Annotated in this window: 10 protein-coding genes; 5 read left to right on the top strand and 5 right to left on the bottom strand. The window is 69.1% G+C overall.

Annotated elements, in window-relative coordinates:
* Nucleotides 1-142 precede the first annotated feature (142 nt).
* Together miaA and E5CHR_RS13100 are read left to right on the top strand one after the other, a co-directional pair.
* On the top strand, nt 143-1,072 hold the full coding sequence (miaA, locus tag E5CHR_RS13105; protein ID WP_162580236.1) for a tRNA (adenosine(37)-N6)-dimethylallyltransferase MiaA: 930 nt from the start codon (nt 143-145) through the stop codon (nt 1,070-1,072).
* Nucleotides 1,069-1,725, top strand: coding sequence for an ABC transporter ATP-binding protein (locus tag E5CHR_RS13100; protein ID WP_162580234.1), 657 nt, complete (start codon nt 1,069-1,071; stop codon nt 1,723-1,725). The genes miaA and E5CHR_RS13100 overlap by 4 nt, the downstream gene beginning before the upstream one ends.
* A gap of 30 nt (nt 1,726-1,755) precedes the next feature.
* On the opposite strand, the gene E5CHR_RS13095 is transcribed toward E5CHR_RS13100, so the two are convergent.
* The 4 genes from E5CHR_RS13095 to E5CHR_RS13080 are packed head-to-tail and all read right to left on the bottom strand — an operon-like array spanning nt 1,756 to nt 8,478.
* Entirely contained in the window at nt 1,756-4,020 is a 2,265-nt protein-coding gene (locus E5CHR_RS13095) for a CocE/NonD family hydrolase (RefSeq protein ID WP_162580232.1), read from the bottom strand.
* Complete coding sequence (locus E5CHR_RS13090; protein WP_162580230.1) at nt 4,017-5,810, bottom strand: ABC transporter ATP-binding protein/permease; 1,794 nt, start codon at nt 5,808-5,810, stop codon at nt 4,017-4,019. The genes E5CHR_RS13095 and E5CHR_RS13090 overlap by 4 nt, the downstream gene beginning before the upstream one ends.
* Entirely contained in the window at nt 5,807-7,198 is a 1,392-nt protein-coding gene (locus E5CHR_RS13085) for a glycoside hydrolase family 15 protein (protein ID WP_162580228.1), read from the bottom strand. Before E5CHR_RS13085 ends, E5CHR_RS13090 begins: the two co-directional genes overlap by 4 nt.
* Nucleotides 7,195-8,478, bottom strand: coding sequence for a glucoamylase family protein (locus tag E5CHR_RS13080; RefSeq protein WP_232062050.1), 1,284 nt, complete (start codon nt 8,476-8,478; stop codon nt 7,195-7,197). Before E5CHR_RS13080 ends, E5CHR_RS13085 begins: the two co-directional genes overlap by 4 nt.
* 127 nt (nt 8,479-8,605) lie before the next feature.
* Here E5CHR_RS13080 and E5CHR_RS13075 point away from each other — a divergent pair, with 127 nt between their 5' ends.
* The gene (locus E5CHR_RS13075; RefSeq protein WP_162580224.1) at nt 8,606-10,750 is read left to right on the top strand and encodes a glycoside hydrolase family 3 N-terminal domain-containing protein; all 2,145 of its coding nucleotides are present in this window, start codon (nt 8,606-8,608) and stop codon (nt 10,748-10,750) included.
* A 10-nt stretch (nt 10,751-10,760) separates the two neighbouring features.
* A complete protein-coding gene (locus tag E5CHR_RS13070; protein WP_162580222.1) occupies nt 10,761-12,374 on the top strand; it encodes an alpha-amylase family glycosyl hydrolase in 1,614 nt (537 codons plus the stop codon).
* 28 nt (nt 12,375-12,402) lie between these two features.
* Here E5CHR_RS13070 and E5CHR_RS13065 read toward each other — a convergent pair whose 3' ends face one another.
* Nucleotides 12,403-13,563: an acyl-CoA dehydrogenase family protein gene (locus E5CHR_RS13065; protein ID WP_162580220.1), complete on the bottom strand. Its 1,161-nt coding sequence runs from the start codon at nt 13,561-13,563 to the stop codon at nt 12,403-12,405.
* A gap of 224 nt (nt 13,564-13,787) precedes the next feature.
* Here E5CHR_RS13065 and E5CHR_RS13060 point away from each other — a divergent pair, with 224 nt between their 5' ends.
* The gene (locus tag E5CHR_RS13060) at nt 13,788-14,699 is read left to right on the top strand and encodes a LysR family transcriptional regulator (protein ID WP_162580218.1); all 912 of its coding nucleotides are present in this window, start codon (nt 13,788-13,790) and stop codon (nt 14,697-14,699) included.
* The last annotated feature ends 87 nt before the right edge of the window (nt 14,700-14,786 follow it).

Below are 14,786 nucleotides of genomic sequence, written 5' to 3'. Positions count from 1 at the left end.
GGCACCCGCCCCCGCCGGATCGCATTTGCTAACCTCGGGCGCATGTCGCCCAGCACGACTTTCGCTGCCATCCCCCCTCCACGCAGGGGCCACGTGCTCGCGCGCCTGCAAGCCGTCCACGTGCACCGCCACGGCACCCTCCATGGTCATTGAAGCCGGCTACGTCGCCCTCGCCGGCCCCACGGCCTCGGGCAAGACCGCGGCCGCGCTGGCCATCGCGCGCACGCGGCCGGTGGAAATCGTCAGCGTCGATTCGGCCCTGGTCTACCGCGGCATGGACATCGGCACCGCCAAGCCCAGCGCCGCCGAGCGCGCCGAGGTACCACACCACCTGATCGACATCCGCGACCCGCGCGAGCCCTACAGTGCGGCGGCCTTCGTATCGGATGCCACGCGGCTCGTCGCCGAGATCCGCGCGCGCGGCCGCCTGCCGCTGCTGGTCGGCGGCACCATGCTGTACTTCAAGGCGCTGGCGGCGGGCATCGATGCAATGCCCGCCGCCGACCCGGAAGTGCGCCGGCAGCTCGAGTCCGATGCCGTGGCGCGGGGTTGGCCCGCGATGCATGCGCGGCTGGCGCAGGTCGATGCGCCCACCGCCGCGCGGCTTGCGCCCAACGACAGCCAGCGCATCCAGCGTGCACTGGAGGTCTGGCTGGCCAGCGGGCGCCCCATCTCCAGCTTCCACGCGTCCGAAGGCGCGAGCGGCCTGCCGCCGATCGCGCTCTTCTCGCTCGAACCGACGGAGCGCGCCTGGCTGCACCAGCGCATCGCCGAGCGCTTCGACGCAATGCTCGCAGCCGGCTTGCTCGATGAAGTGCAGGCGCTGCGCGGGCGCGGTGACCTCGTGTCCGACCTGCCTTCGATGCGCTGCGTCGGCTACCGCCAGGCCTGGGAGGCGCTGGACGGCCGATGGCCGATGGCCGAACTGCGCGAGCGCGGCATCGTGGCCACGCGCCAGCTCGCCAAGCGGCAGGTCACCTGGCTGCGCAGCATGCCCGCGCGCCGCGTGGTGCCGGCCGAAGCCCCCGATGCGATCGCGCGCATCGTGGACGCCGTGGGCAGCATTGCATGACGCTCAACGTACAGGGCCTGGCCAAGCGCTACGGCGACAGTGTCGTCTTCGAACAGGTCTCGCTCGAGGTCGCGCCCGGCGAGTTCGTCGCCATCGTGGGCGAGTCGGGCGTGGGCAAGTCCACGCTGCTCAACTGCATGGCCGGGCTCGACAGCTGGGATGCCGGGACCATCGTGCACGATGCTGTCGACATCGGCGCGCTCGACAGCGAAGCGCGCGCGCTCTGGCGCCGCCGGCACGTGGGCTTCGTGTTCCAGGCCTTCCATGTGCTGCCGCACCTGGACGTGGCCCAGAACGTTGCCTTGCCGCTGATGCTGCTGAAGCAGGCCGACCCGGCGCGCGTCGCCCACATGCTCGATGCCGTGGGACTCGCGGGCTTCGGCGAACGCCTGCCCGGCCAGCTGAGCGGCGGCCAGTTGCAGCGGGTCGCCATCGCACGCGCGCTGGTGCATCGGCCGGCGCTGCTGCTGGCCGACGAGCCGACCGGCAACCTGGACCCAGGCACCGCGGCGAAAGTGATGGAGGTGCTGTTCGCGCAGACGCGCGAGCACGGCGCCTCGCTGGTGCTGGTCACGCATTCGGAGTCGGCCGCGGCGCGGGCCGATCGGGTGCTGCACCTGAGCGCAGGCGGGATCGAAAGCACTGGCGGGTAGCCGGGCGCCGCGCTCTCACGGCCGGCGTTCTCAGGGCCCGCGGGTCTGGATCTCGACGTGGCTGCCCGCGTGCCAGCGCACGCGCACCGGCCGTTTCGCGTCGGCGAGGGTCTCGGAGTTCACGTCCTTGCCGCTGCCGTAGTTGATCTGCCGGTCGGGGCGCTTGACGAGGCCGACCAGCAGCACGATCCGGCTGCCCGCCGCGAGCTTGCGAGCGGTCAGGCGCTCGGCGGTGAACGCAAGCGACTGGCGCTCGCCGGCCCGCAGAAGGTGGCGATACACGCGATGCCCCGCGTAGCTGGCACGGAAGTCGTAGGGCTCGAACAGCAGCTGGTAGTCGCCGTTCGCCGTCTCTTCGTACAGCGAGACGCTGAAGTCCACGTCCTGCCGCGAGGGCGTGATGTCGAACTCCCCGCGCAGGCTGCCGTCGATCTCGATGTCCTTCGGCAGCGGATCGCTGGCGAAGCGGAGGCTGTTGCGCCCGGGCAGTTGCCTGGCGCGCAGCGCGTCCGGCCACGGAATGCGCGCGTCGCTGCGGTCGGCAAGGTCGACCGAGAGTTGCGCGCTGCCGTCCCCTTCGGAAGGCGACTGCGAGAGGCGACGAGGGCCGTCTCGCTCGCGGGTGTCGAGGTACAGGCGCAGCCGGTTGCGATCCGGCGCGTCCAGCGCCGGCGCATGGCGCCACTCGTCGGCGCCCATCACCTGGTAATTGACGCGATCCTGCAGCAGCGAAGGCTTCTTCGCGCCCTTGAACACGTGGTCGAACCACTGGTAGCGCAGCTCGGGCAGATCGACGCGCGCCGTCGGGTCGAGCGTGTAGCCGCGCAGCTGCGCTGCCGTGCCGAGCCGGATCGAGTCGGCGTCGTAGGGGCCGATCAGCAGCGTCGTGTCGGCCTGCGGCCGGTTGCGGCGATGCTCCTGGTGGAAGTACAGCGCGCCGGCCTCGGCACCGTAGTAGCCGGCGATGCCGAGCACCGGGATGTCGATCTGCGCAAACTGCTTGGCAGACGGCAGGAACTTGCGCCAGTAGCGATCGTGGCTGGGGTGCGTCAACCAGGTCCGGATCAGCTTGCTGCGCTTGCCCAGCAGGACCCGGTCGATGTCCCAGTAGGGGCCGCCGATGCTGTACCAGCGCGCGTCGAGCGCCTGCCAACGCGTGTCCTGCTCGGCGCTTGTGCCGGGGCGCAGGGGCAGGCCGCTCGCGTGCTCCTGCGCCCAGCGGACCATGGCGTTGCGGTAGATCTGTCCAGCCATCGGGAAGTCGATGCCCGGCGCCATCGGTGCCATCGTGGCGATGGCCTTGAGCGCCGCCGGTCTCCTGCGCGCGGCGGCCCAGGCGGCGTAGCCGGAGTAGCCGTCGCCGAGCATGCCGACGCGGCCGTCGCTCCACGGCTGCCGGGCGATCCAGCCGATGACGGCTGCGGCGTCTTCGCCGTCTCGAACGAAGGGCCACACGGCGCCCTTTCCGTCGGGGGTGCGGCCCCGCACGTACGCCGTGACGCCGACGTAGCCTTTGAGGGCGCTGCGCTGCGCGTCGTCCTCGGCGGGATCGAGCGTGAAGCGCAGCAAGGTCGGCAAGGGAGTCTTGGCGCCGCCGGGCCGGACCACGTTCGCGTGGATGACGACACCCGAGCGCACGGGGATCCGGACGATCTCGCTTTCCGCGGCGTAGCGGCGGCTCTGTTCCGCCGCGACCAGTTCCGGCAGCAGCGCGGCGAAGCTGCGGCGGGACTGGTAGGCAAGCCAGGCGCGCACCAGCGCCACCGCGTCGGCCTGCGGGATGCTGCCCTTCGCTCGCCACTGATCGAAGGCTTGCTGCACCGGCTCCCGGTAGGCCGCGGCCGGCATCTCGAGCCGCGCGATGACCGCCGAGGCCCGAGCATCGTCGAGCGGCGTCACCAGTTCCTGGAACGCGCGCGCAAAGGCCTTGGCAAAGCCGAGTCGCTCGTTCGCTTCGAGCGCGAGCGCACGCGCATAGATACCGTCGAGGACCGCGCGCTCGGCCAGGCCGTCGAAGGGCTTGCCTTGCTGGCGGCCGCGCAGGGTCCTGTTGCTGTCGGCGGCTGCACGGTAGGCGCCGCTGACGATCTGCAGCGCCGTCATGTTGGCAAGGAACGCGTCGGTTTCGGCCTCCTGGTAGACCGGCACGATGCGCTGCGCCAGGTCTCGCATCACGTCCGCCGCAGCGGGATCGTCAGGGTCGCCGGGTGGCCTGAAGCCGAAATCCAGCGCCCGTGCCCAGGCCGGCAGCGCAAGCAACAGCAGCATGAGCGCGCGACGAGAAAACAGGCTCATTGGGCATCCTCGTGCGCGGCTGGCTGCGCATCATCCGGTGCGACCGGCTCGACCACTGGCGCCTTGACCAGATGCACCACCTGCGTGAACAGCCGGCCGTGCGCCTCTCCGGCCGAGCCGATGTGGACGATGCCCGTGTGCGCGAGCCTGGTGGTCAGCACGTCGATGATGAGTTCGAGCGTGTCGTCGTCGAACGCACCGAAGGCTTCGTCCATCACCAGCCAGGGCGGCGCCTGCAGCACCACGCGGGCGAAGCCCAGCCGCAGCTGCTCGTCCATGCTGAGCTCGCGCTCCCAGCGGCCCGTCGTGTCCAGCAGGGGCGCCAGCCGCTGGAGGCCCACGCTCTCCAGCGCGGATGCCATGGCATCTCTCTCGTAGCTCGATGGCGCCATCCCGTACGACAACGCCTCGGCCAGGGTGCCGCGGGGAAGGTAGGGCGTACCGCGCGGCATGTAGTGGATCGTCTCGCCGCGGGGCAGGCGCACCGTGCCGGAACCCCAGGGCCACAGACCCGCGAGCGCCCGGAACAGCAAGGTCTTCTCGGTGCCGGGCGTGCCCAGGATCAACAGGCGCTGACCGGCGTGCACCACGAGGTCCGAGGCGTCGAGCCGGTCATGGCCGATCCAGGCGCGGACCTCGAGCGCTTCGATCTCGAGGGTTCGGGCTTCGCTCTCCTCATAGACGATGCGGCTGCCCAAGGGCTGCGCCTCCAGCTCGGCCGCCAGCACCTGGCGCAGGCCGGCGACGCGCAGCAGCGTGGCCCGCCAGTCCGCAATGAGGCTGAAGTTGTCGACGAACCAGCGCAGCGACGACTGCGCCTGCGTGAAGGCGGCAGCGGCCATCATCAGGCCCCCGAACGACACCTTCCCGGTGAAGTACAGCGGTGCCGCAACCAGCAGCGGCGCGATGACGGTGACCCAGCCGAAGCCCGCGGTGACCCACGTCAGGTTGGTCAGCCCGAGCACCACGCGCGACGTGGCATGCAGGACTTCGCCCAGGTGCAGGGCGACGCGCCGTTTTTCGTCGGGCTCGCCGCCGGCCAGTGAAATCCCGTCGAGATGCTCGTTGATGCGCGTCAGCGAGAAGCGCAACTCACCTTCGCGCGCGTAGCGCTCGGCGTTGCGCAACACGAGGCCCTTGCCGACCCAGTAGGTCATCAACGAGCCGGCGACCGCATAGAGAATCGCGGCCCACAGCATGAAACCCGGCAAGGCATGGTCCTTGCCGTCGAAGAAGATGTTGAAGTCCTTCGAGAGAACCCACAGCACGCTTGCGAAGCTGCCGAACAGCATCGCTGCCTGCAGCAGCCCCACGCCAAGGCCGACCGACAGGTCGCACAGCTTCAACGTGTCGTCGTGCATGCGCTGGTCCGGATGGGCACCGATGGGGCCGCTGCCCTGGAGCCAGAACGCCCGGCGCGGCTGCAGCCACAGCCCGACGAGGTCGGTGACCAAGGCCTCTCGCAACTTCAGCTGCAAGGTTTCGACCAGCCACCGCTGCGCCACGTTCAGCACCAGCAGCACGCCCGCAATCATCGCGAAGATGCCGAGTTGTTCGATGAAGTCGCCGACATCGCGACGCGAGATCGCGTCGTAGAACGGCTTGTTCCAGCTGTTGAGCGAGATCTGCCCGTAGGCCGTGAGCGCGATGACCACCACGATCCCGCCTGAAAGCGCGGCAAGCGTTTTCCCGACCGCGGACACTCGCACCGCGCCGAGCAGTTCACCGACCTGGCGGACCACACCGGTCTTGACGGCCGGCTCGGCGAGATTCGGCGACGCCGCGCTCATTGCCGCCGCGGCTGGCCTGCGGCCGCGACCCTGCGCGCCGAGACACACGAGATGAATGCGGCATGGCTCCAGGCCAGTTGCTTCGCCGAGGTCTGCACGCCGCTGCGCTGATCGAACTGCTCCGACAGATCGCCATTGGCCGGCGTGTACGCGCGTACCGTGGCGAGGTAGGCATCTCCGCGCTGTGTCCATTGGCTCTGGTGGCGTGCATCGCCGCCCGCCGCCGCGGCGCGGAAGCAGAACTCGGCGGCGCCGAGCGTCGAGAAGTAGTACGCGCCCCCCGAGTAGTACACGTCGCCGGCGTACCGGCCCATCGCCGGGCCGCGGCCTTCGGGACGGCCGTGGTTGATCGGGTAGGCCGCATCGAACAGCGCCTCGAGCCGGGCCAGCGTGGCCTGCATGCGTGGATCGGCCGGGCCATGGGCGGGCTCGGTACCGAGGGCATGGATCGCCGACAGGATCACCGCGATGTCCAGCGCCTTCGCACTCGGCCGGCCGTCCGCCAGCACGCGTGAGCGGTAGTAGCCCGGCGCCGCATCGCCATCGCCTGCCTGTTCGTTCACCCAATACCCGTCGAGCTGGGTGAGTGCGGCCTGCGACGCCTCCCGACAGCGCTGCGCCTGCGCCGTGTCGCCCAGGCCCTCGAGCCATGCCGCACCCTGGGCCAGCGCGGCCGCCGAGACGCGCAGCGTGTAGTAGTGATGGCCGCTTTCCTCCTCCCAGATGTCGTACGAAGGCTCGGGCCAGTGACGCAGCGTGAAGTCGAGGTCCAGGCGGATCAAGGCCCCCACTTCCGCCAGCAGGGAGGGGTCGAGGTACCCGCCATTCACCCAGCGCAGCAGCGCCAGCGCGCGCAGCGCCGGCCCGTCGTGCTGGGGGCGCGGCCATCGCAGGATGTCGAGCGTGCCGTCGGGATTCACCCGCGTCTCGGCGGAGACCGTGCCGTGGACGCTCGCGAGTTCTGCGTCATCGCGCAGGTACTGCAGCAAGTCGGGCGCCACCCGCGACCTGCGGTCGGACACCGCGGCAATCGCGCGGCCGTCGAGCCCGTTCAGGGCAAGGCTGAAGCCGGTGAAGTCGCGCAGATGCTGCAGGGCTTCGTCGCCGACGCGCCGGTCGACGTAGAGCAGGCGCAGGGCATCGATGACCACGGCGGAGTCGCGGAACCAATGGAAGAAGTAGTCCGGGTCCGGGTCATAGCTGCCGAGCACGGGCGAGGCGACGATGGCACCGGCGATCGGCCGCACGGTCTGGCCGAAGCCGGAGCGATCCTTGACGATCGACACCGGCGAGATGCTGGACAACATCGCCTTCGCCGAACAGCCCAGCTGGGTGTCGAGCCAGGACTCGAACGCCGGGTCTTGCAGGTGGGTCGCGCGCGAGCTCATGCCTCCGATGCCGCGAGATGCGGGCTGGTGAAGTCCAGGCGCCGCAGCCCGGTCTGGACTTCGGGCGCGCTCATGAACAGCTTCCACAGGAGGCCCGTCCGATGGTTCTCCATCATCACCACGATCGGGCCCTGGTCGATGGCGAGATGGGTTTCGGCGAACCAGCCGCGCCGTTCGCAGAACGCATCGACGAAGCCGAAGTCCTTCCACACCCGCGTGCCATGCACGCCGAGGAAATGCCGCACCACCTGCATCACTTCGGCAGGTGCGTACGGCAAGCTGGCCAGCGCAGCCGTCGGCGAGATGGTGCCGTTGTCGTTGCTCGGGTCGTGCGCGAGGTAGCCGTCCGGGTCGTCGCTGGCCGTCAGGCCCCAGCACGATTCGCCGTAGCCCGGGTAGCCCCGGGGGTTGGCAATGCAATGGGCGCGGTTGATCCGCAGGTGGCGGCTGTTGAGATCCCAGTAGTCCGCGTAGCGGTCCTTCAGCCCGTGCGGATCGAGGCCGCAGAACGAATAGTGCGTGAAGAACAGCGGCCCGCCGTAGGCCGAGCCCAGCGGCATGTCGATGCCGTAGTACTGCCGACCGTTGATGAAGTCGGGCCCGCTGGCGTAGCCGCGGTGATAGACCCGCGGATCGATCGCATGGCGCGGCGCGGCCGCGGCCAGGAAGTAGGTGATGAGGCACTCGTTCCAGCCGTGGATCTGATGGTTCATCGCCCAGCCGTGGTTCGGGCTCCAGTGCCAGTACAGCACGTCCTGCCCGCCCTGGGTGAACCAGTCCCATTCGACCTCGTGCCAGAGCGTGTCGATGTCGGCGCGCAGCCGGCGCGCAGCGGCCGTGTCTTCGCTGAAGTACTGGCGCACGCACAGCAGGCCCATCATGAGGAACGAGGTCTCGACCAGATCGCCAGCGTCGTCCTTGGCGCCCATCGGGATCGTCTTGCCGCTCGGCCCATGGATGAAGTGCGCGAAGGCGCCGTGATAGCGGGTGGCACGGAACAGGGCGTCGAGCATGCGCCGCAGGCGGTCAAGTGCTGCGTCCCGCGTCACCCAGCCGCGCTCGACCGCGACGATCAAGGCCATGACGCCGAAGCCCGTGCCGCCGATCGCGGCCTTGTCCCCATCGGTGTCGCCGGCGAGCGAGCGGCGGTCGAGCGCCAGCCCGCTGGTGGCATCCGCGCCGTCCCAGAAATAGCGGAAGGTCTGGCGCTGCACGGCCTCGATCAAGTCTTCATCGGGCAGGGCCGCCAGGGCCCTCGGGTTTCGGTCATCCTTCAACACCAACAGCTCCTTTCGTCGACGGGGGTGCGTCACGTTTGGTTTCATCGAGGCCTCGGCGCTACGCGGCCGGCGACCCCCCGCAGCATGCCATTATTGAGCCCCCTGGGTTGCATTCTGGAGTTCTTCGATGAGTCGTATCGACACCCTCATGGCAAGGATGACCTTGTCCGAAAAGCTGGGCCAGCTGACGATGACAGCGTCCAGCTACACGGTCACCGGGCCGGTGCTTGCAGGGGACTCCACGCAGTCGATCATCGACGGGTCCGTCGGCAACCTGCTCAACATGGTCGGCGCCGGGCATGTGCACGAGATGCAGCGGCTGGCGGTCGAGAAGTCACGCCTGGGCATTCCGCTGCTGATCGGCCTGGACATCATCCACGGGCATCGCACGCTCTTTCCGATCCCGCCCGCGGAGGCAGGCATCTTCGATGAAGCTCTCTGGGAACGCACGGCGCGCGAGGCTGCGCGCGAAGGCGCCGCCGACGGGCTGGCGATGACTTTCGCGCCGATGCTCGACGTGTCGCGCGATCCCCGCTGGGGCCGCACTGCCGAGGGCCCGGGCGAAGACCCCTGGCTCAACGCGCGCATGGCGCAGGCCAAGGTGCGCGGCTTCCAGGGGGCCGACCTGTCGTCTGCCGAATCGCTGGCCGCCTGTGCGAAGCATTTCGTCGCCTACGGCGCGGTCACTGCCGGTCGGGAGTACGCTGCGGTGGACATCTCCGAGCGAACCCTGCGCGAGGTGCATCTGCCGGGCTTCGCGGCGGCAGTCCGCGCCGGCGTCGCGACGCTGATGCCGGCCTTCACCGATCTCAACGGCGTGCCGATGACGGCGCACATCCCCTTGCTGCGCGACTGGCTGCGCGGCGAGATGGGCTTCGACGGCGTCATCGTCAGCGACTACAACGCCATCGGGGAGCTCATCAAGCACGGCGTGGCCGCCGATCTCGCCGACGCCGCGGTGCTGGCGCTGAAGGCCGGCGTCGACATCGACATGATGGCCGACGCGTACCGCAAGGGCCTGCCGATCGCGCTCGAGCAGGGCCGCGTGACCATCGAGGAGATCGACACGAGCGTGCGCCGCGTGCTGCGGCTCAAGGAGCAGCTCGGCCTGTTCGACGACCCCTACCGCCGCGGCGCGGCACCGGAGCCGGCGGCAGCCATCGCCGAGCGGCACGCGCTGGCGCGTGAGGTCGCAAGCAAGTCGATCGTCATGCTGAAGAACGAGCGCGACGCCCTTCCCTTGCCTGCGCATGCGAAGACGCTGTGCGTCATCGGCCCGCTGGCCGACGCGAGCACCGAGATGAAAGGCCCCTGGTGGGGTGCCGGCGAACACGAGCCGGCCGTCAGCGTGCTGGCCGGCCTGCGCGCCGCGCTGCCGCAGACCGACATCCGCCATGCGACAGGCGTCGGCATCGAGGATGCAGACGACAGCGGCATCGAAGCCGCCGCGCAGCTGTGCAATGGCGCCGACGCCGTGCTGTTGTGCCTGGGCGAGCGCGCGCCGATGAGCGGCGAGGCGGCGAGCCGCGCCACGCCTGCCCTCCCCGGGCTGCAGCAGGCCCTGGCCGAAGCGGTGATCGCCCGCGCGCGCACGCTAGGCATCCCCGTCATCGTGGTGCTGTTCTCGGGCCGCCCGCTGGTCGTCCCCTGGCTGGCCGAACACGCCGATGCGCTGCTGGCAGCGTGGTTCCTCGGCGTCGAGGCCGGCCATGCGATGGCCGACGTGCTGACCGGCCGCGTGTCGCCTGGCGGTCGCACGACCATGAGCTGGCCGCGCGCCCTCGGGCAGGTGCCGATCTTCTTCGGCCAGCGCCCCACTGGCCGGCCGATGAATCCCGCCGACCACTACACGAGCAAGTACCTGGACGTGGCCAATACGCCGCTGTACGACTTCGGCCACGGCCTGACCTACGGCCGGTTCGACTACGGCGAGCTCCAGGTCGAGCCGCGGCGCGTGCGCGAACAGGATCGGCTTGCGATCAGCCTGCGCCTGCGCAACGTCGGCGCGCGCGAGGCCGAAGAGACGGTCTTCCTTTTCGTTCGCCACAAGCTGAGCCGCGTTACCCGGCCGCTGCTGGAACTCAAGGGCTTCGCGAAGCTGCGATTGAAGCCCGGCGAAGCCGGCTCCGTGAAGCTGGAACTGCCGGCGGCCGAGCTGCGCCACCTCGGCCCGGACCTGCAGCCCCAGTTCGAGGCGGGCGAGGTCGAGATCCTCGCCGGACCGAGTGCCGAGCCGACAGGGTTGCTGCGCCAGGTCGTCGAGTTGTGTTGAAAGGATGAAGATGTCGGCAGACGACTGGTGGCGCCACGGCATCTTCTACCAGGTCTACCCGAGGTCGTTCCAAGACAGCAACGGCGACGGCATCGGCGACCTCGACGGCATCCGCGCGCGGCTCGACCACCTGGTCGCCCTCGGCGTCGACGCCCTCTGGATCTCGCCGATCTTTCCTTCTCCCATGGTGGATTTCGGCTATGACATCGCCGACCACTGCGACATCGATCCGCGCTTCGGCACGTTGGCCGGCTTCGATGCCCTGGTCGGCGAGGTGCACGCGCGAGGGCTCAAGCTCATCATCGACTTCGTGCCCTGCCACACCTCCGACCGGCATCCCTGGTTCATGCAGAGCCGCAGCGCACGCGACGATCCGCGGCGCGACTGGTACCTGTGGCGCGATCCGGCGCCCGATGGCGGTCCACCCAACAACTGGGTCAGCAATTTCGGAGGCGCTGCCTGGACGCTCGATCCCGCCACCGGCCAGTACTACAGCCATTCGTTCCTGAAGGAGCAGCCCGATCTCAACTGGCGCAACCCCGAGGTCCGCGCGGCGATGTACGAGGTGCTGCGCTTCTGGCTGCGGCGCGGCGTGGACGGCTTTCGCGTCGACGTGCTCTCCGATCTCGTCAAGGACGCGCAGTTCCGCGACAACCCGCCCAATCCGGCCTTCGTCGAGGGGCAGCATCCGGTGCTGCGCTGGATACCGCAGCACAACACCGACCAGCCCGAGATGCGGGAGATCGTGGCGGAGATCCGGCGCGTGGTCGATGCATTCAGCAGTGCGGCCTCGGCGCGTGTGCTGGTGGGCGAGCTCTACCTGCCGCTCCCACGCCTGGTGGCGTATTACGGGCTCGGCGACGACGGCGTGCTCCAAGGGGTGCAGCTTCCCTTCAACTTCCAGCTGATCGGCGCGACGTGGCAGGCCCGGGACATCGGCCAGCTGGTGCGCGATTACGAAGCCGCCCTGCCTGCCGGCGCCGCACCGAACTGGGTGCTGGGCAACCACGACAAGCCCCGCATCGCGAGCCGCGTCGGTCCGCAGATGGCGCGGCTCGCGGCCATGCTGCTGCTCACGCTGCGCGGAACACCCACGCTCTACTACGGCGACGAGATCGGCATGACGGACGTTGCCATTCCGCCGGAAGAAGTGCAGGACCCGAGCGAGAAGAGCGCGCCGGGCCTGGGCCAAGGCCGCGATCCGGTGCGAACGCCGATGCAGTGGAGCAGTGCACTGCACGCAGGCTTCACCACCGGCACCCCGTGGCTGCGCCTGGCCGACGACTGGGCCCGCCGCAACGTCGAATCGCAGACGGCAGACGCAGGATCCATGCTGACGCTGTATCGGCGGCTCATTGCGCTGCGGCGGGCGCGGCCGGCGCTGAACCGGGGCCGCTACGAGAGCCTGGAAAGCGAGGACGTGCTGGCGTATGCACGCACCTTCGAGGGCCAGCGGGTGGTGGTGCTGCTGAACTTCGGCGCCACGGCCGCCGCCCTGCCGGCCGGAATGGTGCCGAACCGGTCGATCGTGCTGGCATCGACGGATCCCACCCGCGCCGAGCAGATTGAAAAAGGGACGCTGCTACTGCAACCGTACGAAGGTGTCGTCGTCGGTCAGCCTTGAGGGAATTGCCGAAGACGACGAGTGCGTCTCACGGCTGCGCCTGCACCGATGCCATGGTGCGCCTGGCAATGTTGACGAGGTGAATCTGGCTCGTCCCCTCGTACAGACGAAAAAGGCGTACGTCGCGGTAGAAGCGCTCGGCCACGTTGCCGGCGATGTAGCCACGGCCTCCGAACACCTGCACGGCCCGGTCCGCGATCCGGCCGCAGGCCTCGGAGGCGAAGAGCTTGCACATGGACGCTTCCATGGTGACATCGGCGCCATCGTCGCGCTTGCGCGCGGTCTCCAGCACGAGCGCGCGCGCCGCATGCACCTCGGTGTTGCTCTCGGCGATCATCTGCTGCACGAGCTGGAAGTCGCCGATGTGCTGGCCGAACTGCCGGCGCGACTGCGCATGCCGCGCCATTTCCTCCACCAGGCGAATCGCGGGCCCGACGCACAAGGCGGCCAGGTTGATGCGCTGCTTGTTCAGCGTCTTCAGGGCCGTGCGAAAGCCCTGCCCCTCGAGGCCGCCGACGATGGCCGACGCCGGAACACGAACACGCTCGAGGATGACCTCGCCCACCGGCGAGCCGTGCTGCCCCATCTTGCGGCAGGGCTGCGAGGTCGACAGCCCCGGCGCGCCGCGTTCGACGAGGAAGGCACTGATGCCGTCGGCCCCCTTCTTGCCGGGGTCTGTCCTGGCGAAGACGGTGAACAGGCTCGCGATGGGCGCATTGGTGATGAAGCACTTCCTGCCGGTGATCACATAGCCATCGTTCTCGCGCACCGCCACGGTGGCCTGCGCTGTCGCGTCGGAGCCGGCCTCAGGCTCGGTCAGCGCAAAGCAGCCGGTCAACTCGCCGCTGGCGAGGCGCGGCAGATACTGCTGCTTCTGCGCTTCGGTTCCGTCGACCACGATCGATTCGGCGGCGATGCCGGTGTTGCCGCCGAAGCGCGCCCGGAAAGCTGTCGCGGCCTGCGAGACCTCGATGTTCACCAGCGACAGCTCCTCCGTGCTCAGGCCCGCGCCGCCATACGCCTCGGGAATGCTGTGGCCGAAGAGGCCGGTCTCGCGCATGCGCCGGACCAGCGGCTCGGGGATGGCGTCGCAGCGATCCACCTCTTCCTCCAGGGGCAAGCACTCGGTCCGGATGAACCGACGCACCTCGGCGAGCAGGTCGGAGAATTTCTGCCGGTCACGGACCATCAGGCCACCTCTCCCTGGCAAAGCAGAACGACGACAATTCCGGTCCCTGGCCGGATCTTGCGGGTCCGGCAGAAGGTCTCTTCCTTGTTTCGCTGCTGCATCAGAATGAAGTTTCCGAAATCCATCGCCGGGCCTCTTGTTGAAAAAGTTGCGCGGGGAAATCATAGGAACCCGGTGCGGCTGCGGGGCACCAGCCTGCGCATACCTTCTTTGCATCTTTCGGAATGAAGGCGTTCGACACCCTCCGGATCTTCGTGATCACCGCACGCAAGGGCAGCCTCTCGGCCGCAGCGCGCAGCCTCAGCCTGTCTCCGGCGACCATCTCCCGCCGGATCAGTGCCCTGGAGGAAGAGCTCGGCGTGCGACTGGTCGACCGCACCAGCCGCAAGCTCAAGGTCACCGAGAGCGGGCAGGCGTTCCTGCAGCGGGCGGAGGTGGTGCTCGAGACGATGGCCGAGGCGGAGGAAGCCGCGCGCAGTTCCAAGCTGCGCCCCGAGGGCCGGCTGCGCATCCATTCGCGAACCCAGATCGGCTTGCGGGTGATCGCGCCGCTGCTGCCGCGCTTCGCCCAGCAGTACCGCGACATCCATGTCGAAATCGAGCTCTCCGAACACCCCGTCAACCTCGTGGAGCAGGACTTCGACATCGATATCCGCACCGGCGAGTCCAACGATTCGAGCTTCGTGATCAAGCGGCTGCTCAGCAGCGACGAGGTGCTGGTGGCCAGCCCCTCCTTCGTCAAGGCGCACCCGCGCATCCGGCACCCGACCGACCTGCCGCAGGTGCGATGCCTCACCTACCGTCGAGAGCAGGAGGCCACGACCTGGAAGTACATCGACGAGCACGGTGAGCAGCAGGCGTTGGCGATCCACGGCGTGCTCAGCTCGAACAATGGCGAACTGCTGCGGCTGGCTGCGATCGGCGGCATGGGGATCGCGCTGCTGTCGGAACCCACCATCCGCAGCTGCCTCCAGGACGGTTCGCTGGTGCGCCTCCTGCCCGAGCACCGGTTTGCGGTGCGCGGCTTCTCCAATGGCATCTACGCGGTGTTCCGCCAGAGCCGCACCTTGCCCTTGAAGGTGCGCGCCTTCGTCGACTTCATTGCCCAGGCGCTGGGCGAAGGCGAGGCCGGCTGAGGCGCCGCCCGGCTCCACGCCGCGATCACGGCGCGATCACTGCGCGGTCGAGGGTGATCGTCGGCGCAAGGTGCAAAGCTGCTTTGC

Origin of the sequence: Variovorax sp. PBS-H4, from assembly GCF_901827205.1 — a bacterium.
In the GTDB taxonomy this organism is placed as follows: domain Bacteria; phylum Pseudomonadota; class Gammaproteobacteria; order Burkholderiales; family Burkholderiaceae_C; genus Variovorax.
The sequence above is the reverse complement of the archived record's forward strand: the minus strand, read 5'-3'. Positions and strand labels throughout refer to the sequence as shown.